The sequence below is a fragment of the Blautia acetica genome (assembly GCF_038739805.1).
Taxonomy (GTDB): Bacteria; Bacillota; Clostridia; order Lachnospirales; family Lachnospiraceae; genus Blautia.
In genome coordinates, this window is the sequence record NZ_JBBEWO010000003.1 from 205,492 (window position 1) to 231,037 (window position 25,546).

The 25,546-nt window shown below is 43.8% G+C and carries 24 protein-coding genes; all 24 read right to left on the reverse strand.

What is annotated here, in order from left to right; all coding sequences use genetic code 11:
* Positions 1-28 precede the first annotated feature (28 nt).
* The 24 genes from WBS51_RS03510 to rpsD all read right to left on the reverse strand — a co-directional run bounded on the left by WBS51_RS03510 (position 29) and on the right by rpsD (position 25,542).
* Positions 29-946, reverse strand: coding sequence for an AEC family transporter (locus WBS51_RS03510; protein WP_173748692.1), 918 nt, complete (start codon positions 944-946; stop codon positions 29-31).
* Between the two features lie 158 nt (positions 947-1,104).
* Complete coding sequence (gene dnaJ / locus WBS51_RS03515; RefSeq protein WP_294459273.1) at positions 1,105-2,265, reverse strand: molecular chaperone DnaJ; 1,161 nt, start codon at positions 2,263-2,265, stop codon at positions 1,105-1,107.
* Positions 2,266-2,363: 98 nt separating this feature from the next.
* Positions 2,364-4,241, reverse strand: a complete 1,878-nt coding sequence (gene dnaK / locus WBS51_RS03520) for a molecular chaperone DnaK (protein WP_173748694.1) — start codon at positions 4,239-4,241, stop codon at positions 2,364-2,366.
* Between the two features lie 119 nt (positions 4,242-4,360).
* On the reverse strand, positions 4,361-5,002 hold the full coding sequence (grpE, locus tag WBS51_RS03525) for a nucleotide exchange factor GrpE (protein ID WP_370779651.1): 642 nt from the start codon (positions 5,000-5,002) through the stop codon (positions 4,361-4,363).
* An 18-nt stretch (positions 5,003-5,020) separates the two neighbouring features.
* Complete coding sequence (gene hrcA / locus WBS51_RS03530) at positions 5,021-6,073, reverse strand: heat-inducible transcriptional repressor HrcA (RefSeq protein WP_294459279.1); 1,053 nt, start codon at positions 6,071-6,073, stop codon at positions 5,021-5,023.
* Between the two features lie 130 nt (positions 6,074-6,203).
* Positions 6,204-8,192 (reverse strand): excinuclease ABC subunit UvrB, encoded by a 1,989-nt coding sequence (gene uvrB, locus WBS51_RS03535; protein WP_291683256.1) that lies wholly within the window; start codon positions 8,190-8,192, stop codon positions 6,204-6,206.
* A gap of 25 nt (positions 8,193-8,217) precedes the next feature.
* On the reverse strand, positions 8,218-8,469 hold the full coding sequence (locus WBS51_RS03540; protein ID WP_294459281.1) for a cell filamentation protein Fic: 252 nt from the start codon (positions 8,467-8,469) through the stop codon (positions 8,218-8,220).
* Positions 8,470-8,595: 126 nt separating this feature from the next.
* A complete protein-coding gene (locus WBS51_RS03545) occupies positions 8,596-9,798 on the reverse strand; it encodes an MGDG synthase family glycosyltransferase (RefSeq protein WP_294459283.1) in 1,203 nt (400 codons plus the stop codon).
* Between the two features lie 3 nt (positions 9,799-9,801).
* Entirely contained in the window at positions 9,802-10,425 is a 624-nt protein-coding gene (locus WBS51_RS03550) for a glycerol-3-phosphate acyltransferase (RefSeq protein ID WP_291683259.1), read from the reverse strand.
* Between the two features lies 1 nt (position 10,426).
* A complete protein-coding gene (locus tag WBS51_RS03555) occupies positions 10,427-11,008 on the reverse strand; it encodes a CDP-alcohol phosphatidyltransferase family protein (RefSeq protein ID WP_173748700.1) in 582 nt (193 codons plus the stop codon).
* The gene (locus tag WBS51_RS03560; protein ID WP_173748701.1) at positions 10,996-11,631 is read right to left on the reverse strand and encodes a sugar O-acetyltransferase; all 636 of its coding nucleotides are present in this window, start codon (positions 11,629-11,631) and stop codon (positions 10,996-10,998) included. The genes WBS51_RS03555 and WBS51_RS03560 overlap by 13 nt, the downstream gene beginning before the upstream one ends.
* A 74-nt stretch (positions 11,632-11,705) precedes the next feature.
* A complete protein-coding gene (locus WBS51_RS03565; RefSeq protein ID WP_294459286.1) occupies positions 11,706-12,902 on the reverse strand; it encodes a S41 family peptidase in 1,197 nt (398 codons plus the stop codon).
* 107 nt (positions 12,903-13,009) lie between these two features.
* Positions 13,010-13,927, reverse strand: coding sequence for a permease-like cell division protein FtsX (gene ftsX / locus WBS51_RS03570; RefSeq protein WP_291683260.1), 918 nt, complete (start codon positions 13,925-13,927; stop codon positions 13,010-13,012).
* Entirely contained in the window at positions 13,917-14,603 is a 687-nt protein-coding gene (gene ftsE, locus WBS51_RS03575) for a cell division ATP-binding protein FtsE (RefSeq protein WP_342694041.1), read from the reverse strand. Before ftsE ends, ftsX begins: the two co-directional genes overlap by 11 nt.
* 44 nt (positions 14,604-14,647) lie before the next feature.
* Positions 14,648-15,736, reverse strand: coding sequence for a PucR family transcriptional regulator (locus tag WBS51_RS03580; protein WP_294459288.1), 1,089 nt, complete (start codon positions 15,734-15,736; stop codon positions 14,648-14,650).
* A gap of 148 nt (positions 15,737-15,884) precedes the next feature.
* Positions 15,885-16,571 (reverse strand): WecB/TagA/CpsF family glycosyltransferase, encoded by a 687-nt coding sequence (locus WBS51_RS03585; RefSeq protein ID WP_294459291.1) that lies wholly within the window; start codon positions 16,569-16,571, stop codon positions 15,885-15,887.
* 55 nt (positions 16,572-16,626) lie between these two features.
* Entirely contained in the window at positions 16,627-18,393 is a 1,767-nt protein-coding gene (locus WBS51_RS03590; protein WP_173748707.1) for a cobaltochelatase CobT-related protein, read from the reverse strand.
* Positions 18,394-18,402: 9 nt separating this feature from the next.
* On the reverse strand, positions 18,403-19,326 hold the full coding sequence (locus WBS51_RS03595; protein ID WP_173748708.1) for an AAA family ATPase: 924 nt from the start codon (positions 19,324-19,326) through the stop codon (positions 18,403-18,405).
* Between the two features lie 94 nt (positions 19,327-19,420).
* Positions 19,421-21,535: a glutamine synthetase III family protein gene (locus tag WBS51_RS03600; RefSeq protein ID WP_173748709.1), complete on the reverse strand. Its 2,115-nt coding sequence runs from the start codon at positions 21,533-21,535 to the stop codon at positions 19,421-19,423.
* Between the two features lie 139 nt (positions 21,536-21,674).
* Complete coding sequence (locus WBS51_RS03605; RefSeq protein ID WP_226853529.1) at positions 21,675-22,229, reverse strand: manganese efflux pump MntP; 555 nt, start codon at positions 22,227-22,229, stop codon at positions 21,675-21,677.
* 64 nt (positions 22,230-22,293) lie between these two features.
* On the reverse strand, positions 22,294-23,217 hold the full coding sequence (locus WBS51_RS03610) for a diacylglycerol/lipid kinase family protein (RefSeq protein WP_291683262.1): 924 nt from the start codon (positions 23,215-23,217) through the stop codon (positions 22,294-22,296).
* A gap of 104 nt (positions 23,218-23,321) precedes the next feature.
* Positions 23,322-23,858, reverse strand: coding sequence for a bL17 family ribosomal protein (locus tag WBS51_RS03615; RefSeq protein WP_173748711.1), 537 nt, complete (start codon positions 23,856-23,858; stop codon positions 23,322-23,324).
* 91 nt (positions 23,859-23,949) lie between these two features.
* Entirely contained in the window at positions 23,950-24,909 is a 960-nt protein-coding gene (locus tag WBS51_RS03620) for a DNA-directed RNA polymerase subunit alpha (RefSeq protein WP_173748712.1), read from the reverse strand.
* Positions 24,910-24,948: 39 nt separating this feature from the next.
* A complete protein-coding gene (rpsD, locus tag WBS51_RS03625) occupies positions 24,949-25,542 on the reverse strand; it encodes a 30S ribosomal protein S4 (RefSeq protein WP_291683263.1) in 594 nt (197 codons plus the stop codon).
* Positions 25,543-25,546: the final 4 nt, after the last annotated feature.

Sequence of the window (25,546 nt, forward strand, 5' to 3'; positions counted from 1 at the left end):
TCTCCTCTATATAAAGTATTTATATGTATCAAACAAACAAAAACGTAATTGTAATTGTTACCACAGAAAGCAGGGTTGTCACAATAATACCTTCTGCAATTATCCGGGAATCCTTTCCGTATTGATTGCACAGCATGGCTGAAAGATTGCCTACCGGAAGGGCTGCCATAAGCACAATGGTGGCCCGCATGACAAAATCCGGAAGCAGCGGCTTTAACAGCAGAGCCAGCAGTATGGGAAAGACTGCAAACCGCAAAAGGGTAAACAACATCAGCCTGGTATTTTTCAGTACGCTTTTCACCTTCATATCTGCCATGGAAATGCCGATAACCAGCATGGAAAGCAGGGTGCAGGCATTGCCGTAATAACCGGCTGCAGTTTCTACAGCCTCCGGAAGCTGTATGTCAAACCAATAGATGCAAAAAGCCGCCATACAAGCTATAAGTCCCGGACTTAACATATCCCGAAAAGAAGTTTTTACACCAGATGTTCCCTTTTTCAGCAGCATAACGCCAAAAGTATAAATATACACATTAAACAAAAAATTGAACACAATCACATATACCATGGATTCTGGCCCAATAATTGCCAACGCTACCGGAATTCCGATAAATCCCAGATTGCCGAATACGGTCATGAGTATATAGGATACCCTTTCCTGCGCAGAAACTTTGAGTATTTTTACAAACAGCAGTCCCAAAACACTTAAAAACAGAAAAAAACAGATACCTATCATTCCCACAAATAACACACTGTCTCTGGATACAGACGATAAGTCTTCAAACATGCTGACAATAATCAATCCCGGAGAACAGATATTGACAACCAGCGCAGACAAATCTTTGGAGGCATGTTCGGATATTATCTGCTTCCTGTACAGGACAAAACCTGTTAAAATCAAAAGAAATATCAGCGCCATTTGCTGCAGCACTACTACTCCACTCATAAATTCTCATTTTCTCCCTCTGTTTCTGTATGTTTCCCATACAGAAAACACATGATATTTATTATAGAGGAAAAAAATCCGAATTGCAATATGGAAAGCCATAGAAAAAGACTGCTGCCCGACAGGTTTTTCTGTCAAAACAGCAGTCTGCTTCTTTCTTAATTATCAAACATATCTTTAATGTCCTGCTTCAGCTTTTCACCGAATTTTTTCTTTTTCTCGCCAGTAGAAGGGCGGTTTCCACAGGCTTCATCAAATTTGCGCAAGGCCTCTTTGGCCTCTTCATTTAATTTGGTGGGAACCTGTACTACCAGAGTCACGTAGTGATCTCCTCTGACATTCTTATTTCTCAGAGAAGGTACACCCTTACCTTTCAGTCTTACTTTGGTATCCGTCTGCGTTCCCGGTTTCACATCATACATAACATCTCCGTCCACTGTACTGATGCGTACCTCACCGCCTAAAGCCGCCTGAGCATACGTAATAGGCGCAGTCGAGAATATATTCATATCCTGTCTCTGGAAAATCGGATGGCGTGCCACAATAACCTCCACCATCAAATCCCCTCTCGGACCACCGTTTAATCCCGGTTCACCCTTATCCCGGATACGAATGCTCTGTCCATTGTCAATTCCTGCCGGAATGGTAACTTTAATCTTCTTACGGCGGGAAACAAAGCCTGTACCGCGGCAATCTGTGCATTTTTCCTTTATCACCTTACCGGTTCCCTGGCACTCCGGACAAGTCTGCACATTCTGGATAGTGCCAAACATGGACTGCTGGGTATAAACCACCTGTCCGGAACCGTGACACTTCGGACAGGTTTCCGGAGAAGTCCCCGGCTTTGCACCCGTTCCGTGGCAAGTATTACAGGCATCTTTTAAGTTTAAATCCAACTCTTTTTCACAGCCGAAAACAGCTTCCTCAAACGTAATATGCACGGCTGCACGGACATTAGCCCCTTTCATCGGACCATTATTGGGGCGTCTTCTTCCGCCGCCACCGAACAAATCACCGAAAATATCGCCAAAAATATCACCCATGTCTGCGCCGCCAAAACCGCCAAAGCCTCCGGCACCGCCGCCGCCCTGTTCAAATGCCGCGTGACCGAATTGGTCATACTGCTGCCTCTTCTGCGGGTCGCTTAAAACACCATATGCCTCCGTTGCCTCTTTAAACTTTTTTTCCGCCTCTTTGTCTCCCGGATTCACATCCGGATGGTATTTTTTGGCAAGTTTACGATATGCACTTTTAATCGCAGAGTCATCTGCGCCCCGGTCTATGCCCAGGACTTCGTAGTAATCTCTCTTTTCTGCCATTGGTTTTGTCCCTTTCTGTATATCGAAGCACATAGACATGGGCTGCCCGAAAACACCCCATGTCTATGCCTTTACTGATTCACCTTATACACTGCAGATTAAACTTCTCTGTAATCTCCGTCTACCACATCATCGCCATACGCTTCATTAGAGGCACCGCCCTGTGCGCCTGCTCCCATGTCCGGACCAGCCTGTGCACCACCCTGTGCCTGAGCCTGTTCGTACATTTTTGCAAAAAGTTTCTGTGCGCTCTGCATCAGTTTTTCTTTTCCTGCTTTGATTTCTTCTACCTGTGCATCGGTAATTTCATCCACATTTGCACATTTAGCCAGAACATCTTTCAATGCATTCAGGTCAGCTTCTACTGCTGTCTTATCGTTTGCGTCAATCTTATCTCCGGCCTCTTCCATAGCTTTCTCTGTCTGGAATACCATGGCATCTGCATCATTCTTTGTATCTACAGCATCTTTCCGCTTTTTGTCCTGTGCTTCGTATTCAGCAGCTTCTCTTACTGCTTTATCAATTTCGTCGTCAGACATATTAGAACCTGCTGTGATAGTGATGTGCTGTTCTTTTCCTGTTCCCAAATCTTTAGCGGATACATTTACAATACCATTTGCATCAATATCAAAGGTAACTTCAATCTGAGGAACACCTCTTCTTGCTGGCGGAATACCGTCCAGACGGAACTGTCCAAGAGATTTATTATCTCTGGCAAACTGTCTTTCACCCTGTACAACGTTGATATCAACGGCTGTCTGGTTATCTGCTGCTGTAGAGAAAATCTGGCTCTTCTTTGTAGGAATTGTTGTATTTCTCTCAATCAGTCTTGTCGCAATACCGCCCATGGTTTCAATAGACAGAGACAGCGGAGTAACGTCCAGAAGAAGGATATCTCCGGCACCTGCATCACCTGCAAGCTTACCGCCCTGTACAGATGCACCAAGTGCTACACATTCATCCGGGTTCAAAGTCTTGCTTGGTTCTTTGCCTGTCAGCTGTTTTACTTTATCCTGTACAGAAGGAATACGTGTAGAACCACCTACTAACAGCACCTGACCCAGTTCAGATGCGGAAAGTCCTGCATCCGACAAAGCGCGTTTTACCGGTTCTGCTGTTCTCTCCACTAAATCGTGTGTTAATTCATCAAATTTGGCTCTTGTCAGGTTCATATCAAAGTGCAGCGGTCCGTTGGCATTCATGCTGATAAACGGAAGGTTGATATTGGTAGTTGTTGCAGAAGAAAGTTCTTTCTTTGCTTTTTCAGCAGCTTCTTTGATACGCTGCATAGCCATCTTATCTGCGGATAAGTCCACGCCTTCGTTTTTCTTGAATTCAGCAATCATGTAATCTGCAACTTTCTGGTCGAAGTCGTCACCACCAAGGCGGTTATCACCTGCTGTAGACAATACTTCAATGACACCATCACCGATTTCAATGATAGAAACATCGAATGTACCGCCGCCTAAGTCGTATACCATGATTTTCTGCTCTTTTTCGTTATCCAGACCATAAGCCAGAGCTGCTGCTGTAGGCTCGTTGATAATACGTTTTACGTCAAGTCCTGCAATTTTACCTGCATCTTTTGTAGCCTGACGCTGAGCATCGTTGAAGTAAGCCGGAACTGTGATAACAGCTTCTGTTACTTTCTCACCCAGATAGTTTTCTGCATCTGTTTTTAATTTCTGAAGAATCATTGCAGAAATCTCCTGTGGAGAATATTTTTTATCATCAATCGCAACTCGATAATCGGTTCCCATATGTCTCTTAATAGAAGAGATTGTTTTGTCTGCATTGGTTACTGCCTGACGTTTTGCAGGTTCACCGACCAGTCTTTCTCCTGATTTTGTAAATGCTACTACGGAAGGTGTAGTTCTTGCTCCTTCTGCGTTTGCGATAACTACCGGCTGTCCGCCTTCCATAACACCTACACAGCTGTTTGTCGTACCTAAGTCAATACCTATAATCTTTCCCATGATAAATTCCTCCTAAATTTTTCTTCTATGATGGATTGTCTGTAATTTATAAGATAAAATCTTCCAGGATTGCTCCTGTGAGATGAATATCGCATAATTTTTTAACCGAATGTTTCAAGTTAATTTGCCACCTTAACCATGCTGTGGCGAATCACAGAATCTTTATACATATAACCCTTCTGGAATTCTTCTACAATCACATTTTCTCCGGCTTCTTCATCTTCTATATGCATGACCGCATTGTGAAAATCCGGGTTAAACTCCTGTCCCACCGCTTCTATTGTCTTTACGCCCATCTCATCAAAAGCCGTCATAAGTTGCTTATAAATTTGAGTCATTCCTGTAGCAACAGGATTTTCTTTTTCATTCTCCGGTATCATTGCTAAGCCTCTTTCGAAATTATCCACTACCGGAAGAATTTTTTCTACAATTTCTTTTGCGCCTACCTGATACATGGAAGCTTTTTCTTTTTCTGTCCGTTTACGGAAATTGTCAAACTCTGCCATCTGGCGTTTTACCATATCGGTAAGTTCTTCTATCTTTTCGTCTTTTTTATCTTTTTTCTTTTTTCCGAAAAGACCTTTTTTCTCAGATGTTTTCTCTTCCTGTTCTGCTGCAGAATCTTCTGTTTCCGAGCTTTCTTCCTTGGAAACTGCCTCTTCTGCCAGATTCACATCATCCTCTTCCAGAATTTCTCCTGCTTCTTTACTGGAAATGTTTCCTTCTTCCATGGTATTATACTCCTTTTTTTCTTCTGACACGAATCTCATACCGCCTTTCTATGTTTTCTTAAATATATTGTCCAACTGATTTTTCAGCGTTTTCAGATTATCCATTACATTTTCATAATCCATCCGCTTCGGTCCTATAATTCCAATGGTTCCCTGCATGCCTTCGCCCAAATCATAGGTAGCGGTTACAACACTGCAGTCCTTCATAGTCTTCACGGGACTCTCATTGCCAATGTATACCTGAATCCCCGTATTCTCACTGCCGTATTCACTTTCTGCAACATCCTTTACAAACTCTGCCAGCGCCTGTTTCTCTTCAAATGCGGAAATCAATTCACTTGCTTTTGAGGTATCTGCCAGTTCCGGATATTTGAAAATGTTGGTTGCTCCGCTGGTATAAATCTTCATGTCTTCTTCGTCCGGTGCAATGGCCTGCGCTACGGCATCAATGACACTGCTGATTACTGCACTGTGTATTCCTGCCTGCTCCTTTAATCTGGAAATCATAGCCAGATTAATTTCCTCAATAGAAAGCCCGTTTAACTGCGTATTCAACAGAAGATTCAGCTTGAGAACGGTCTCATCATCCATGGGCTCTGTCAAATCAATAATATGATTTTTCACCAGATTACCCTCTACGACCACCACCGCCAGCAGCTGGCTTTCGCCGACTTTGGAAAGCTGCAGGAATTTCAATTTATTCCGATGATAAGTGGGACTGGTAATCATAGTAGCATAATTCGTGTTAGATGCCAGGACTTTGACTACCTGTTTCAAAACCTTTTCCATTTTGTCGGTTTTCTCAATCATCAGTTCCTTGATTTCTGCGGTTTCCTTTTCCTTTTCTTTCATGAGTTCGTCTACATAAAGGCGGTAACCCATATCCGAAGGAATCCTTCCGGCGGAGGTATAAGGTTGGATAATGTATCCCAGTTCCTCCAAATCTGACATTTCATTGCGGATAGTTGCGGAGCTAAGATTCAAATCCGTGTACTTGGAAATGGTCCTGGAGCCTACCGGTTCGCCGGTTTCCAAATAAGTCTGGATAATCGCTTTTAAAATTTTTCGTTTTCTTTCATCCAGTTCACTTATGACTTCCATCTTTTGCTCCTTTCTTTTGTTGTTAGCACTCATTTAAGTGGAGTGCTAATATTTATGTTTTTAAGATAGCACCAGAGGTTTTATTTGTCAAGGGCTTTATAATTATTTTAGAATTTTCCCAGAAAGAATTTCAGTCTTCCAGTTCTTCCAGATTCTTTTTCAGTTCTATCATCTTATCACGCAGCTGTGCTGCCATTTCAAAATTCAGGTCTGCGGCTGCGGTCTGCATCTGTTTTTGCACCTGTCCAATGAGTTTTTCCAGTTCTTTCCGGCTCATGGATTCCGGGTCTTTCATCAGCTTGTCTTCTGTCTCTGCTACTGCCTTGGAAATGCTGATAAGGTCACGAACTGCCTTTTTAATGGTCTTTGGCGTAATACCGTGTTCTTCGTTATACTTTTCCTGAAGAGTCCGGCGGCGCATAGTTTCATCTATAGCAAGGCGCATAGAGTCTGTCATTACATCTGCATACATGATTACTCTTCCCTCCGCATTGCGGGCCGCACGTCCAATAGTCTGAATCAGAGATACCTCGGAGCGCAGAAATCCCTCTTTGTCTGCATCCAGAATCGCGACCAGTGTAATTTCCGGTATATCCAGCCCTTCCCGCAAAAGGTTGATTCCCACCATCACATCAAAAACATTTAAGCGCATATCCCGGATAATCTGGGTTCTCTCCAGAGTATCAATGTCTGAGTGCAGATATTTCACACGGATTCCCAAATCCTTCATATACTCTGTCAAATCCTCCGCCATGCGTTTAGTCAGTGTCGTAATCAGAATCTTATTTCCCTTTTCTACTTCTTTATTCACTTCTCCGATAAGGTCATCAATCTGCCCCTCTACCGGACGCACTTCCACCTTTGGGTCTAACAGGCCGGTAGGGCGGATAATCTGCTCTGCCCGGAGCAATTCATGATTTTCTTCATATTCCCCCGGCGTTGCCGACACAAAGAGAATCTGGTCAATTTTATCCTCAAACTCTTCAAAGTTCAAAGGCCGATTGTCCTTCGCGGAAGGCAGACGGAACCCATAGTCCACCAAAGTCTGCTTTCTGGATTGGTCACCTGCATACATCCCCCGAATCTGCGGTATGGTTTTATGAGACTCATCAATAATAATCAGAAAATCATCTCCAAAATAGTCTATCAGGGTAAACGGCGGCTGTCCCGGCTTCAGACCTGAAAGATGACGGGAATAATTTTCTACACCGGAACAGAACCCTGTTTCTTTCAGCATTTCTATATCAAAGTTGGTTCTCTCTGAAATTCTCTGGGCCTCCAAGAGCTTGTCTTCACTTTTAAAATAATCCACCCGCTCTTTTAATTCTTCTTCAATGGCCACTGCAGCTTTCCGTATTTTTTCTATGGGCACTACATAATGAGAGGCAGGGAAAATTCCTATATGACTCAGGGAGCGTTTGATTTCCCCCGTCAGCGTATCAATTTCTGTAATGCGGTCAATTTCGTCGCCGAAAAACTCTACTCTCACAGCTGTGTCGCTGTAATCTGCCGGGAAAATTTCCAAAACATCCCCTCGCACCCGGAAAGTTCCCCGGTGAAAATCCATTTCGTTTCTGTCATATTGAATGTCTATTAACTGACGGATAACCTCGTCACGGTCTTTTTCCATGCCGGGACGCAGGGAAATAATCATGTTCTGATAATCGTCCGGGCTTCCGATTCCATAGATACAGGACACACTGGAAATAATGATAACGTCTTTTCTCTCGCTTAAAGAAGAAGTGGCAGAAAGACGAAGTTTGTCGATTTCATCGTTGACTGCGGAATCTTTGGCGATGTAGGTGTCAGATGATGGGACGTAGGCTTCGGGTTGGTAGTAATCGTAGTAGCTCACGAAATATTCGACTGCGTTATTCGGGAAGAATTCTTTGAATTCTCCATAGAGCTGAGCAGCCAAGGTTTTATTGTGCGCTATAATCAATGTCGGTTTGTTCAGGGCTGCTATAACATTTGCCATGGTAAATGTCTTTCCAGATCCCGTAACCCCCAGTAAAGTCTGACATTGATTACCTTCTTTGAATCCTTTTACAAGCTGGGCAATGGCTTGTGGTTGGTCGCCGGTAGGGGCATATTCTGATACTAATTCAAAATGATCCATAAATTCTCCTCTTTCTATTCTTTCTTTAAAAGTAACCCACATCTGAACGTTTTATGTCGAGATTGTAATAATCCACTTGATATGTTTTTCCATCCGAAGCAGTATAGGCAAATTTTGCCCAAACTGATTCTTTCTTTAATCCTCCTGCTTTGAAAATATTCCTTACATGCTTCCCTGTAACACTTTTATCACGTTGAAATAATTCTGCCATTTGATCAATCGAAAGCCATACGGTATCATTTTCAACTCTATAATCCGCTTCACCGATACCGGACAATGGCCATTTGCATCCACACCCACATCATATCTTCTAATTCCAATTTCTTCAAACAATTCTGAATCATATTTTTTATGATGATTTCCTTTTACTAAAATCTTTTTTCCATTTAATTTGCTGATCAATTCATTTCTTTGAATTCTCCATAAAGCTGTTCGATGGCTTGCGGCTGTTTCGTGTAATCAGGATATCCATTTCATTGCTGTTTTCCGCTGTCACCTCTCTCTTTTCCTCCAGTAACGCAACAATCTTCTCCGCACTATCTCCCGGTATCACCTGCTGCTGCGCTGTCCGCATGGCTTCTGCTTTTTCTCGGTCTCTTAATAATTCTCTTCCCTTTTTCACCTGTCCCTCCACAGTTCTCGGGGCAATGGAAAGGCCATGCTTTACAAAAAACCGTTTGTTTGCCGTCTCACATCCCGGTATGGGTGCTGTATGCACAATGGGAATCCCGGATACTGCCGCTTCTGTAGAGGTCAGCCCGCCCGGCTTCGTATAAAGCATATCGCAGGCTTTCATATAAACCTCCATCTGTCGGGTCTTTCCCACAACAAAAATAAAAGAATCCTGCTTGTATTTTTTCTTCATTTTCTGAAACATTTTTTTATTATTGCCGCAGATGACCGTGAGATATTCCCCTTCTTCCCTTGTTCTGCAAAACTGCTGAGTCAGTTTTTCCAAATCTCCAGCCCCCATGCTGCCGCCCATTAAAAGATAGTTTACGCCTTCTAAAGGCAGGTGAAGGTAAGCTCTCGCCCTGTCTTTATCCGCCCGTCTGGAAAACTTCCCGCTGACCGGAATTCCCAAAGGCAGTAATTTTTCCTCCGGTATTCCTCTTTTCACACATATTGCCACCATTTCCTCATGGGCTACCACATAATAATCACATTCCGTCTCTTCCCAGAAGGGAATGCAGGTATAATCCGTCATAACCGCCACCGCCAGCGGCAGTTTTATTCCCTGCCGTTTCATATAAGTAATGGTTTCCGCAGGATATAGATGCGGCATCAAAATAGCATCAAAATTTTCTGTCTCTAAATAGTCCTTTAAATATTTTCCCATTTTTGCATTGACATAATACACCGGAGATTTCCGCATAATTTTACTGGCAGCCATCCCAATCTGGTAAACCGCACCAAATACATGGGGCATCTTTTTTACTGTATTTACATACACATCTCCCACCGTATCCGATACTTTCTGTCCTGCTAAAGTCAGATAATCGAACATCACCGCCTCATGTCCCTTTTGTTCCAATGCCTCTTTTACGGCAAACCCTGCCGCGTCATGCCCTCCTCCTGTCTTGCAGGATAAAATTAAAACCTTCATACATTAACTTCTCCTAAGCCCTAAACGTATCTGCCTTTCTTCCTTGTTTTTCCACTCTGCCGCATGTTTATTCATAACCACCCAGGAAATCAGCAGATTTCCCGCCAGCACTGCCGGCTGCAGATGAAACACCAAACCACTGACCAGCCAGCACAGATAAGTCACAATGGTTCGGTATCCGTGAGGCTCCAGTACAAGAACCAGGGAAAAAAACAGATACCAGAAAACCAGCAGCCACAACCCGGTCAGCATAGGATACATCCCTAAAAGTACGCCGAAAGACACTGCAATGCCCTTCCCGCCTTTCTTCCGTCCCCCAAAAAGCGGGAATGCATGCCCTGCCACTGGAGCTGCCATAACCAAAGCAACTCCCATCCCCAATTTCTCAGGTCCCAGACATTTCAGCGCCCAATGCACCGGCAAAAGTCCCTTTAAAACGTCGCAGAGCAGTACCGCAATTCCACAGACAGCCCCGCCGTAGAAAAAGGCATTGGCTGTCCCCGGATTCCCGTCACTGCTCATACTGCGTACATCAATTCCTTTGATAACTTTCGGTATCACATACCCAAACATAAGGCCACCCGAAAAATACCCCAAAAGTATATAAAAAATAAATTCTATAAGCATGTCAGCACCTGCTTTCTTCCTGCTCCCAGTTCTTCCTCATTTTCCGAAATTCCGGTATGTACAAAAGCAGCGTTCCCGCCATAATTCCTATCTCCAGATAAATCAGAGTTTCTGCCGCCCCAAGGGAAATCCCCGGAAACAGCACCAGCATACACAGCACAACAAACAGACTGGCTGTGCACACTTTTCCAAACCATTTTGCTCCATCCAGCTTTTTTCCATGACGGAGGTTTATCAACCCCATAACAGCCATGAAACCTTCCTTTACAAGCATAAGTGCCACCAGATACCGCATGGCTTCGTAACGAAAAGCCAGACACAGCGCAATGGCTCCGTGGGTCAGTTTATCTGCCAGCGGGTCCAGGAATTTTCCGAACTCCGTTATCATGTGAAACTTTCTCGCCACTTTTCCATCCAGAAAATCAGTAATTGTTGAGATTGCCACAATTCCTGCTGCCAGATAATAGTCTTTCATGCTGTCTGCTTTCAGATAAATCACGCAAAAGAAAGGGATTAGAAGAATCCTGAAATATCCCATACAGTTGGGTATGGAAAAGAATTCTTCCTTCTTTATTTTTCCCATATCAGCCCTTCTTCCTCTGCCCTCACATCAATTTCTCTGTCCCGGTAATAGTATTTCTCATCTTTCTCCCCGATTTCCCGCAGCACCTTACAGGGATTCCCCACTGCTACTACGTTAGCCGGAATGTCCTTTGTCACAATGCTTCCCGCACCGATAACAGAATTCTCCCCAATGGTAACCCCCGGCAGAATCACAACACCTGCGCCAATCCACACATTGTTCCCGATATGAACCGGAAGATTAAACTGGATACCCCTGCGCCGCAAATCCGGCCGCACCGGATGTCCGGCTGTGGCAATAGTTACATTTGGTCCAATCATCACATAGTCTCCGATATACACCTCTCCGTCATCCACAACCGTAAGATTAAAATTGGCATACACATTCTTTCCCAAATGTATGTGATGTCCGCTCCAGTTAGCATAAAAGGGGGGCTGAATGTAACAGTTTTCCCCACATTCTGCAAACATCTCCTTCATCAGTTCCTCTCTCTTTTTTGTCTCACTGGAACTGCAGCTGTTAAATTCTCCCAGTCTGTCCAGATAAGGGAACTGTTCATTCATAATGGCGTCATCCCCCGGGTCATATAACATTCCTTTTTCCATACGTTCTTTCTGTGTCATTTTCCTTCTCCCTTTTGGCAGTCCGTAAAACCGTCTGCCCCTTTCTTCTTTTACTTTCTGCTGTTTTTATTTTGCTATTGCATAGCTTTTACTGTTTCTATAGCCTTCTGCAGCTGATTATCCTCTTCGTGGGTCAGTTCGGCTTTCTGTTCCAGCCCTTCCGTCAGCTCTACTTCCACATCCGGTTCAATCCCCGTACCGTGGATACATCTGCCTTTTGGCGTATAATATTTAGCTGTGGTAGTCTTTACTGCACTTCCGTCTGAAAGAGGCAGTATGCTCTGCACAATTCCCTTTCCGAAGGTCGTTGTTCCTACAATCGTTCCCTTTTCGTAATCCTGAATTGCCCCTGCAAAAATTTCCGATGCACTGGCACTGTTTCCGTTAACCAGCACTGCCAGCGGAATCTCCAGTTCACTTTTTCCATCACTATTGATTTCTTCTTTCTTCCCGTCTTTATCTTCTGTGTACACAATCAGTCCCTCTGGAAGCATATCATGTAAGATACCGCACACGGAAGTAAGCAGACCGCCCGGATTATTTCTCACATCTATAATCAGACGTTCCATCCCCTGGCTCTGTAACTCTTCGAAGGCTTCCAAATACTGGGGTTCTGTCTGTTCCGTAAATTCATAGAGAGAAATGTAACCGATGTTATCCTCCAACATTTCATGGTCTACTACCGGTATATTTACTTCTTCCAAAGGCACATCAAATTCCAGATAATCGTCTTCCCCATCTCTGGCCACAGTCAGATGTGCCACCTCGCCTTCGGAAGCTTTCACCTTATCCACAACCTCTGACAGTTCCAGGCCGCTGACATTCTCTCCATTCACCTGCAAAAGAATATCCTCCGGCAAAAGTCCTGCTTTCTCTCCCGGCGCCCCTTCATAGCAGCGGACAATTTTCACCGCACCTGTGTCCATCTGCATCTGCATTACCACACCAATACCCTTATAAGAGCCTGTAGTTTCCGTATTCAATTCCTCGTATTCCTCTGCCGTGTAATAAGCGGAATACGGGTCTCCAAGACTCACCATCATGCCCTTATACATGTCTGCTTCCATGAGTTCCTTATCCACTTCTCCAGTATATTTTTCGTCTATAATCTCTTCAATCAGCTTTGCTTTTTCCATAGATTCATCATTCACCGCATTTTTACTGTTTTGCCGGTCTTCCACTACATCATAGACTTTCATTCCCGCTCCCCCCACAGCAAGAGTAAGCGCCATCCCCAGGATAAATCCATTTGCAAATTTTTTCTGTCCCATTTTCTCTGCTCCTGATTCTCATTTTTATAAAATAATTTTCCATTTTGTGCAAGGAAGGAGAGAGCACTGCCTCTGCAGCACCCTCCCCTTCTGAAATCCTGTATTCTTTACACTCTCAGGTGTTTTCTCAAAGAGAACATACTTCCAAAAAATCCGATTCCCACGCCAAGTCCGATACCGATTGGCAGAAGATAACGGAATACGTCCCACACATTCAAAAACTGCAGTAAGTTTCCAAGAACACCGAATCTGCTGATAATATAAGCAACCGCCTTTTCATACACAACATAAATAATTCCCATAGGAATTGCTGCACCGATAACGCCCAACAGAATACCTTCTATGACAAAAGGTACTCTTACGAAAAAGTCAGTGGCACCTATCAGTTTCATGATTCCGATTTCCTCCTGACGAATGGAAATACCCATAGTAATGGTGTTGCTGATAAGGAAAAATGCAACGGCCAGAAGGATCAGAATAATAGCAATAGATACATATCCTATCAGCCTATTCACATTGGTCAGCATATCTGCTGCTTCTTTAGACTCATCTACACGACGGACACCATCCAGGCTTTTTGCAAAGTCTACAAATTCCTTCTGACTTTCCACATCCTTCAGATATACATCGTACCGCGCAGAATTCGCCAACGGGTTATCCTGCTGCTCTTTAAAACCGTCTGCCAGTTCTTCATTATCCTCGCCCAGATACTCCTTACTGAAAGATGCCCACGCATCATCTGCGGAAACATACTCTACCTTGGAAACCTCCGGACGACTCTTAATTTCTTCTCCAATCTGGTCAATCTGTTCCTGCTTTGCACCCTTTTCAAAATAAACCAGAACGGCAACGCCTTCTTCTGCAGAATCTACAATATAGTTAAAGTTCATAACAATGGACAAAAACAGTCCGAACAAAAAGATACATGCGGCCATAGTAGCCACTGATGCCAGTGAAAAACGCAGGTTACGCCAGATATTTTTAAATCCCTGTTTCAATATATATGCGATTGTACTAATTCTCATTCAGATATTCACCTTCTTGTTCGTCGCTTACAATGACGCCTTTCTTCATCGTAACCACACGTTTTTTAAACGCATTTACGATTTCTCTGTTATGGGTAACGACAAGAACGGTAGTGCCGCGCTCGTTAATCTCTTCCAGAAGTTTCATAATCTCAAAAGAGTTTTTCGGATCCAGATTACCGGTTGGCTCGTCTGCCAGAAGAATACTTGGTCGGTTTACCAGCGCTCTTGCAAGAGCAACTCGCTGTTGCTCACCACCGGAAAGCTGGTCCGGTTTTGATTTATATTTTTCTGCCAGACCGACCAGAGTCAGCATTTCAGGAACTCTTTTCTTAATAATGTGGGTAGGGCGCTGTATGACACGCTGGGCAAACGCCACGTTTTCATACACATTTCTATCCTTTAACAGACGAAAATCCTGGAACACAACACCTACTCCCCTGCGGTATTTTGCCACTTTTCTCCGTCTCAGCTTATTAAGTAACTGTCCGTTTACAGTAATGGTTCCGCTGGTAGGATCCAGTTCCTTCAAAAGCAGCTTAATCAAGGTTGATTTTCCTGAGCCGCTGTTTCCTACGATAAACACAAATTCACCCTTCTCCACGTGAAGATTCATATGGTCAATGGCTGGCTGGCCCTTGCTGTATGATTTGCTCACGTCTTTTAAATCAATCATAATAACCTCCTGTTTTCCTATTGAGCACAGACGCGCCGCGCTCTTTAGTAATCAAGTGTTTCCATGTACTTCATATATTTTACTACCATGAGGGCAATCTTAAAGGTAATGGCATCTTCAAAAACACGCAAATCCAGTCCCGTACTTTTCTGCAGCTTATCCAGTCTGTATACCAGGGTATTTCTGTGGATATAAAGCTGTCTGGAAGTCTCAGACACATTCAGGCTGTTTTCAAAGAATTTATTAATGGTAGTAAGTGTTTCCTCGTCAAAGTCATCCGGAGAATGATGGTCAAAAATCTCCCGGATGAACATTTTGCAAAGAGGAATGGGAAGCTGGTAAATCAGGCGTCCGATTCCCAGAGAACTGTATGCAATCACATCTCTTTCTCCAAAGAAAATCTTTCCTACGTCTAAAGCCATCTTGGCCTCTTTGTAAGAACGGGAAACCTCCTTCAGTTCCTTTACAATTGTTCCGTACGCAATATGCGTCTTTCCATCTCTTTCTACGCCTAAAGCCGATAAAATAGCATTTGCAATCTTCTCCAACTGGGCATAATCATCGGAAGGGCTCACTTCCTTCACAATAATAATGCTCTTTTCATCTACTGCAGTTACAAAGTCTCCGGCTTTTCCTCCCAGAACATTTTTAATATTTTCCAGGGAACCGTAGTCTCTGTCTTCACTGTTTTCCAGTATATATACTACCCTGCGGACATCTACTTCTATGTGAAGCTTCTTAGCCCGGTTATGAATATCCACCAGCAAAAGGTTGTCCAGCAAAAGATTTTTGATAAAGTTGTCCTTATTGAACCGCTCTTTGTATGCGGTAAGCAGCCCCTGAATCTGGAACACAACCAGCTTTCCAAGGGTATACGCATCGTCCCCCGCACTGTCCACAATCAATATGTATTCCAGCTGGTGGTCATCATAAATCTTAAAATACTGATTTCCTTTTACTACCTGACTGTCCGCCTGAGAATTGGCAAATTCGGAAACTTCTCCCTCTCCGCATACGCTCTGTGCAAAAGTGCTTGCCAAAACTTTGCCGTCCATATCTGTTACACAAAAATCTGTCCTGGATATTCCTTTTAAACCGTCCAGGGTTGTTTGGAGTATCTGGTTTGATATCATGCTTTCTCCTTCTTTCATCATATAGTCTGTTTACACTGTTACAAATCCCATAAATAAAAACCCTACCATATATACTAATACAAAATAGGGAAAAAATAAAGAGAAAACGTAAAATATTACACATTTTTTTCAAAATGTAACAATTTATTCACATTTTCTCTGTTTCTTCCTGGTACTGGGATACCAGCTTTTTAAAATTGTTTTTTTCCATGAGGCGGTTCAGCCAGTTGGACTTTATGCCTGTTTCCTGAAAAACAGGAAGCGAACTTCCCAGGCTGAACCATACCTTTGTATTCATCATCTTTCTGTAACGCTTTACAAAACGTTCTACGTTGTATTCCCTGGAACAACTCAGTACCGCCTGGGGATTCCAACTGTTAATTTCGTTTATCACCCGGTCTGTCTGGTCTGCCTCCATATCTGTCAGACTGTCTTTCCCCAGAATGACAACATCCGGATACTGCTCCCTGAGATAATTGCAAAACTTTTCCGTATCTTCTTCCTTTTCACCCAGAATAAAAATACGGTTTTTATATAAATTCAACAACCAGAACAAAGTTCCGAAAAATCCGTGCTCGGATATTTCACTCTCCCAAGCCTCATCCTGAAGTCCGGCAGCCTTGACAATCTCCGGTTCATCTGCCACAGCCTTGTCCAGAGTCTCAATATATTCCTTGAGTTCTTCATCTTTCTGGGCTGCAATCAGCAATTTCATTGTAATAACCCCGTAAGTAGCCAGCGTATCCTCATTCCAGTGCTGGTTAATGCTTTCCATAATATCCTCGGCATAGCATTTTTCTACGGAAATCCCCATAATCTCTATTTTTTCACTCATACACATTCTCCGCTCTACACATATTCTATCAATATAACAGAATTTTTATCCAATATCAAGTATCTTTTTCTAGTTGTTTCATGAGGTACCGTCCCACTACTGGAGAAAATCCTGAAATATCCCGAATATAAGCGAAATCTTTCCCGAAAATTTTCTTTTCCGCTGCCAAATCTTTCTCTTCTCCGGCAAATACCCCCAAGACACAAATGCCCTGGCTTCTCAGCTTCCGCACTTCAAATCCCGTATCCTTTATGGCATATTCCCCGTGATACGGCTGGGGATTTCTGGCATTTGGCCGGTTTAAAATGACATCATAGGGACGCCCGTCGCTTAACACAATGAGGATTTTGTGTTCCTCTTCTCTTGCCGAAAGCCCGTATCCCGCTGCCTTTATAGCCAGTCCGTCCCGGTTGTTGGAGGAAGTCACATACTCAAAGATATTGCTGTTTTCTCTTCTGTCCGCATCATAGTCCCGAAATTCATGAAGAATCGTATAATCCCAAAAAGTGCAGAAGCTCATAACCCTGTGGGCAATTCCCACATTACTCAGGGCTTCACTTAAAATATAGGCCTGTATGGCTACCTGTCCCTGTCTGGAGCGCTGGGAACCACTGGCATCAATGAGAACGTCCACCACAAAGCTTCCACTGTCCTGATACAGGCAGCGTTCAAACACTCTGGCATCCTCAGACCGTCCAATTCTCCAAAGACGCGAAGGCAGAACCCGTCCTCTGTCCGAAAGAAGCTCTTCTGCCTCCTCCCGCAAAGTCAGGGTTTTCTTCAACATATCCGTTAAAATCCGGATATTATTCTTTACAATTCTGTGGTTATCATAATACTCATACAGATTTTTATCTTTCTGCTTTCTGGCATACTCATACTGGTAATTGCGCAAAACCGGTGTCTTCAAAATCCCCCTGGTAAAATACAGACTGCAGTCTCCGTGGATTCCTCTGCACATCAGCTGGTTCACACGTTTCTCTTCCATTTCTGTTAAGAACGTTTTTCCATAATTGCGCTCTACATAAGAATACATCCGCTCCAGTGCCTTTTCATCCACCACCAAAACCCGTTTTTTATCTTCTTTCTTCTCTGGCTTTTCTTCTTTTTCCGCCTGTTCCAACATATCCAGATTCGTCATATTCTGTGCCACCTGGTCCAGATAAGTCTCCAGCGTATCCTCCAGCTCCTCTTCTTTCAGATAATCCTTCCAGGAAAACTCCGCCAGCTCCTCATTCGTTACGGCCAGTACCGTCTCCAGACTGCCATGCCTGCGTTCAAAATACGGGTCTGCAATCTCATTGTACAGCGTATCAGTAGTCCGAATAATATCCATTGTGCTTTCGGCATATTCCAGTTCTTCTATCCGGTCCATCCAGTTTCTCATCCGGGCTGTGGCCGGTTCTTTTCCGTTTAAAACTTCTTTAAACAGAGCCAGCTTCAGCCGTCCTGTAAGGGTTTCCTGCAGACGGGCAAAATCCATTTCCAGGATATCTTCGCAGGCTTTTCTGCGGATAGTGGCAACGCCTTCTCTCTCTGCTGTAATTCTTGCGGAAACGGCAAATTCAATGCACAGCTGTGCCAGCTGCATCAGAGGAGCTTCCATGCCATGGAGATAGATTTTTTTCACCAGATACATGGAAAATGCTTCCCTGTCGAAATATCTTGCAAAAGCCCCCTGCTTAATGCCATCGTATAAAGCCACATACCGCGAACGGGCAAATGCCGCCAAATCCGGCTTAAACTCCAGTGCATAATCCCCGCTCACAGTCCACATAAGATTTTTTATTCGGTTTTCCAGTTCCAGTTCTAATTCATCCATAAGCTATCCTCAGTCTTCAAATACATCCCGGGGTGTCCAGGTATCCGGAATTCTGGTCATCACCACATCCTGCACAATTTCCTTCTCAAATATATCAAAGCATTTGTTTACCACGCCCATTTTCACTGCCAGAGCCGGAGAAAGCCCCTGCCGTATAGTCTTTAATGCTCCCAGCATTCCCCGCAAATCCAGAGCCTTTGTGGTAATTTCCCCGTTCTGCGCCTTCAGTTGAAGGTCCATGAACAGTCCTATCCACTGCTTCATGGCAGAATTTTTCAATTTCGGAAAACGGGACTGAAAAATAAAGGCCAGGGTCTCTTCATCCTGAGCCGGCATATCAATCACCAGGAAACGGGAAACCAACGCTTCATTTAGTTCTTTTGTCCCCGCATAGCCGTAGTTCATGGTACCAATAAATCTGGCTGCCGGGTCTATATCAATCTTATCATAACCGGGAACATCAATGCAGCGGCGGTAATCCAAAGCCGCATGAAGCACAGAAACCGCATCATTTTTCGCCATATTGACTTCATCTAAAATTCCAAATCCACCATACTGGGCACAGCGGTAAATACTTCCCTTGCGAAGCTTTACTTCATTGTCAAGGAAAGTGTCTGTTCCAATTAAATCTCCGCTGTCTGTATTCACATGAAACGATACATTATAAACCGGACGTCCGAAAATCCATGCCAGATTCTCTGCCAGCACGTTCTTTCCCGTGGCCTTAGCTCCCGTAAGCAGCAGATTTTCCCCTTCTAGGAGAGCCGCAATGGCCATCTCCAGCACTTCTTTTCCATAAAAAGCCATGTCCGGCTTTACAATCCGCCGTTTTTCCTCTTCCTCTACAAAATTCCGGCTGCGAAATTCCTCAACACCTCTGATAAGGTTCTTGTCTATGTTCTGGTTCTCCAGAAACGCTACTGTCTGTTCCATATTCTCCCTTTCTGATTTTCTCTTTTAAAGAAGAAAGCTGCCGCACTAAACACCTTTTAAGAATATTTAATGCGACAGCCCTCCTGTCTCTTTTCTATACCTCAAACAGTAAATCACCGTAGGACGGCATAGGCCAGATTTCTTTATCCACAATCATTTCCAGTTTATCTACCGGTTTTCTCAGTTTTTCCATAGCCGGAATCACCTGACGGCGGTAGAAAAATGCCTTGTCTTTTCCATCTTCCATAGCCCAGGCCTGCTCTGCTACTGTATGCAGGGCATCCAGTGCCTCTTTTGTCTCTTTTAACAATGCAGAAGTTTCCCGTAAAAGTTCTGTCTGTACATCTACGTCCAGAACTCCCGCTGCTACAATGGCATTAATGGAATCTGCCAGCTGTCTGGCATAACGGATAACCGCAGGAATAATCTGTTTTCCCGCCACATCCAGCATAGTTCTTGCCTCGATATTAATGGCTTTGGCATAAGCTTCGTATTTGATTTCTCTTCTGGACTCCAGTTCCGCTTTTGTAAAGACGCCGAATTCCTCAAACAGCTTTACTGCCTTCTCTGTAGTCAACGTATCAATGGTTTCCACCATACAGGTGAGATTCGGAAGTCCCCTTCTCTCTGCCTCTTTCACCCATTCCTTAGAATAACCGTTTCCGTTGAATACAATTCTCTGGTGCTCCGTGAAGTTTTTCTTCATCAAATCGTGAACTGCTACTTCAAAGTCTTCTGCTTTTTCCAGAATGTCGCAGGCTTCTTTAAATGCCTGTGCCACAATAGTATTCAGCACCACATTAGCCGGTGCAATGGAATCTCTGGACCCCACCATACGGAATTCAAATTTATTTCCTGTAAAGGCAAAGGGTGAAGTTCTGTTACGGTCTGTGGTATCCCGCATAAATTCGGGAATTGCCTTTACCCCTGTCTCCAATTTTTCACTTTCAATACTGTGGTCTGCCATACCGGTGGTAATCAGCTGATTCATCACATCGGTCAGCTGGTCACCCAAAAATACGGAAATAATGGCCGGAGGTGCTTCGTTTGCACCCAGACGGTGGTCATTTCCCACATCTGCTGCAGATTCTCTTAACAGATCCGCATGGGTATCCACGGCTTTTAACACACAGCTTAATACCAGAAGGAACTGAATGTTCTCGTGAGGCGTAATGCCCGGTTCCAGCAGGTTATGTCCCGTATCTGTAGTTAAAGACCAGTTGTTGTGCTTTCCGGAACCATTGACACCAGCAAAAGGTTTTTCATGGAGAAGACATTTCATGCCGTGCTGAGAAGCCACACGTTTTAAAGTCTGCATCACAATCTGGTTATGGTCTACTTCCACATTGGCTTCTGCGTAAATGGGCGCCAGTTCATGCTGGGCCGGGGCCGCTTCGTTGTGCTGTGTCTTAGCTGTTACCCCCAGCTTCCAAAGTTCCTCGTTTACCTGCTTCATATAAGCGGAAACCTTCTGGCGGATGGTTCCCAGATAGTGGTCATCCAATTCCTGTCCTTTAGGAGGCATAGCGCCAAACAGCGTTCTTCCGGTAAATACCAAATCTTTTCTCTTTCTGAATTTTTCGTTGCTTACCAGAAAATATTCCTGCTCTGCCCCTACCGAAGGAATAACTCTCTTTGCCGTGGTGTCTCCGAAGAGGCGGATAAGGCGCAGAGCCTGCGTATTGATAGCCTGCATGGAACGCAAAAGCGGTGTTTTCTGGTCAAGCGCCTCTCCCGTGTAAGAACAAAATGCTGTGGGAATACATAACGTGGCACCTGCAGCGTCATGACGGACAAATGCAGGAGAAGTACAATCCCAGGCTGTATATCCTCTGGCCTCAAAGGTGGCTCTTAACCCTCCTGAAGGAAAGGAAGACGCGTCCGGCTCGCCTTTAATCAATTCTTTTCCGGAAAAACTCATCAGTACCTTGCCATTGGGAAGAGGTGCCGTAATAAAAGAGTCGTGCTTTTCCGCCGTTACTCCGGTAAGCGGCTGAAACCAATGGGTATAATGAGTGGCGCCTTTTTCGATGGCCCACTCTTTCATTTCGTGAGCAATGACATCCGCCATCTCCTGGGACAACTCTTTGCCCTCTAATATGGTCTGTTTCAAATCTTTGTAAACTTTTTTCGGAAGACGCTGCTGCATTACTTCGTCATCAAAAACATCTTCCCCGAAAATCTCAGATACATTGATATATTCACTCATTTCTGTGTTCCTTCCTCTCATACGGTATAGAATCTTCCCAAACATTTATAGCCCTGAAACTGTTTCTAAGATACCGCAAAATTTTCCAGAATGCAAGTATTTTTTTGCCAACTTGCAAATGCAGGCCAAGATTCCCTTCCTATCTTCTGCAAAAAATCCCAAATGCAAGAAGCAGCAGACACATACCGCTTATCCAGGACAAGTCCCGGTTGGTCTTTTTCCGAAACCGACTCCCCAGTTCCCAGCCTGCCTTCATCATTCCCATACCGCCCAGGAAAGCCCCTGCTGCCAGCATCCACTCTCCCGACTGCATAAGACCAGTCCCCAACCCGGCGGCCAGACTGTCCGCAGACAGCACAAATGCCAAAATAAAGCCCTCTTTCATAGTCAAAACTTTCACGGCACAGGAATTTGTCTCTTTCCGAAAGAAAAAACTCATCATCCTGTAAATTCCCAGAAAAGACAACAGAAGAATTCCCACCCAGCAGGTCAAACTGTCCGGCAGAAAGGAAGAAAAAAAATTCCCCGTCAGCACAGCTGCGCCCAAAAGAGAACTCATCATCAAATTCATTCCTGCCACAATGAAAAATGGCATTTTTGTTTTTGCCATGCCATATGCAAAACTGACCACAAACGAATCTGTGGTCAGTGCAAGAATCAGTAAAATCCCATCAACAATTTTGATTTCACCCATTGCGTAACCTGATTTCTCTATTTTTATTATCATATGAAGAAACCGGGTACACAGGTTCCTGCATTTATTCTTCCGGCGTATGAATAAGGGGAACTTCCCCGTTTCGCGGCAGTACAATCTGTACAGCGTGTTTCATATTTTGAATCTCCACGCTTCTGTGTTCTCCGCCAAATTCGCCGTCCAGCGTCCAAGAAATTTCTTCCTCACACTGCATACGCAAGGTTGTGGTTTTAAATACTTCTATCATTTTGGAATCCCCAGGTCCCACCAGGGAAGCAATAATTTCATTCAATTCCAGAATATTCTTGGGTTTTCGGATAAGCATGACTTCAAAGACGCCATCGTCCAGCATGACATCCGGCCCGGTCAGACGTTTAAATCCACCTACAGAAGTGGCATTGCTGACCATACCGAAAATAAAGTCTCCTGACAACTTGCCTTCGTCGCTTTCTATCTGCAGGCTGTAAGACTTGATATTAAACAGCCGCTGTGTTCCTTCTAATATATAGGCAGCATGTCCCAGAATATTTTTCATATCCTGATTCGTTTCATAAGACACATCCGTAAACAGTCCGAATGCTGCAATATAAACAAAATAATCGTCATTAAATCGTCCCACATCAAAGGCGTGAGGCAGTCCCTCTACAATGTCCGTAGCGGCCTGCAGCATATTTTTTGAAATATGAAAGCTATTTGCAAAATCATTGGTACTTCCGGAAGGTATATAGCCAATAGGATTGGTATATCCCCCCAGCATCATCCCTGTAACAATTTCATCCAGTGTGCCGTCTCCGCCGCTCGCTACTACAATGTCATAGTTCGCCGCCTTTTTCCTGGTCACCTTCAATCCATCCATATAGCACTGGGTGGGGTGAACCGTAACCTCATATCCTCCTTTGACAAAAATATCCAGAATGTCCATCAGACGGTTTTTAATGCTGCCTTTGCCGGACCGCGGGTTAAATATAAAAAGCATTTTCTTACTCATTCAAATGGCCTCCTGTAAATTCGGAAAAAAAAGGTGTCCCCAAAGCAAATACCGCAACGGTCTTGCTTTTGGTCCACCTTCTTTCATCTGTTACATCTGTGTTCTTACACTAACTCCAGAACTACTTCCATAGCTGCATCACCTTTACGAGGTCCGATTTTGATGATTCTTGTGTAACCACCGTTACGGTCAGCGTATTTTGGTGCGATTTCTGTGAATAATTTTTCTACTAAATCAACTTCTTTAGTATTTTTCTTCTTTCCAGCAGCAGCTGTCGGAACTTCTTTCACTGGGTAAAGAACTTTTAACATCTGTCTTCTGGCATGTAATCTGGAAGGAGCGTCCTTCTTGATTTCTTTCTGTACTTCGTCGTATACAGTCACTTTCTTTCCGTCAACAACTTCTTTTACTCTCTTGCCGTCAGCGTCTTTGCGAGCAACTTTAGCTGTAACAGTTACTGTTTCAAAGTTGTCTTTTTCACGAACAGCCATAGCAATCAGACCGTCAGCGATTTTACGAACTTCTTTTGCTTTTGTTTCAGTAGTAACAATTTTTCCGTGATATAACAGATTTGTTACCTGGTTTCTAAGTAAAGCTTTTCTCTGGTCAGCAGTTCTGCCCAATTTTCTATATTTTGCCATTTTAGATTTCCTCCATTTGTGGAACAATGCGCCATGCTCTCTTCGGTCTTACTGACGCACTGCTTTTCTTCCATAAATTTGTCCTAAAGGCTTACTCCTCGCTTGGATTTAACTGTAAGCCCAATTCTTTTAATTTTGCCAAAACTTCTTCTAATGACTTACGGCCCAGGTTACGAACCTTCATCATATCTTCGGAAGTACGGTTGCAAAGCTCTTCCACGGTATTAATACCAGCACGTTTTAAGCAGTTGTAGGAACGAACAGACAGTTCTAATTCGTCAATGTTCATTTCCAGAACTTTTTCTTTCTCATTGTCTTCCTTTTCAATCATGACTTCTGCAGTCTTTGCACTTTCAGAAAGATCAATGAAGAGGCTTAAATGCTCGCTTAATACCTTAGCAGCCAGGCTGACAGCCTCGTCTGCGTCCAGTGTTCCGTTTGTGTAAATATCCAGAGTCAGCTTATCAAAGTCTGTAACCTGACCTACACGGGTATTTTCAACGGCCATATTCACACGCTCAACCGGGGTGTAAATTGCATCTACAGCAATCATACCGATTGGCATGTCATCTGATTTTCCTTTATCTGCGCTTACATATCCGCGGCCTTTGGTAATGGTCAGTTCTGCATTGAACTTGCAGCCTGTACCGCCATTTAAGGTGGCAATTACCTGCTCCGGATTTAAGATTTCCAAATCCTGGTCAACCTGAATATCTGCACCTGTCACAACGCCTTCGCCTTCAAACTCGATATATGCGGTTTTCGGCTCATTGCTGTCGCTTACGTTCTTAATCGCCAGATTTTTCAGATTCATGATAATTTCTGTCACATCTTCTTTGACACCCGGCATAGAACTGAATTCATGGAGAACACCGTCAATTTTCACCTGGCTTACAGCGGCACCCGGTAAAGAAGAAAGCATAATTCTTCTTAAAGAGTTGCCCAGTGTAATACCATATCCTCTTTCCAGTGGTTCTACCACGAATTTCCCATATCTCTTATCATCAGACATTTCTGTGATTTGAATTTTGGGTTTGTTAAAATCGAACATGCAAAGCCCTCCTTGCTACGCGCACAATTCACTTCTTAATTATTTAGAATACAACTCGACAATTAACACTTCGTTAACCGGTACGTCGATTTCTTCTCTTGTAGGAAGTGCTTTTACTTCGCCCTTTAATGCTTCCTGGTCTACATCTAACCAAGCCGGAACCAGACGTCCGCCGGTTACTTCAAGGATATCTTTGTATCTCTGAGAACCTTTGCATTTTTCTTTAATTTCGATAACATCGCCAGCTTTTACTAAGTAAGATGGAATGTTTACCTGTTTTCCGTTTACCAGTACATGTTTGTGGTCAACAATCTGTCTTGCTTCTTTTCTTGTTCTTGCAAGTCCAAGACGGAATACTACGTTGTCCAGACGTGTTTCCAGCATAACCATCAGGTTTTCACCTGTCTGTCCCGGTCTCTGGTCTGCTTTTTTGTAGTAGTTACGGAAAGGTTTTTCCAGAACGCCGTAGATGAATTTTGCTTTCTGTTTTTCTCTTAACTGAAGTCCGTATTCGGACACTTTTCTGTTTGCTCTTTTTAACTGTCTGGTAGATTTTTTGTCAATTCCCAGATATACAGGGTCAAGACCTAAGGATCTACATCTTTTCAGAACTGGTACTCTATTTACTGCCATGATT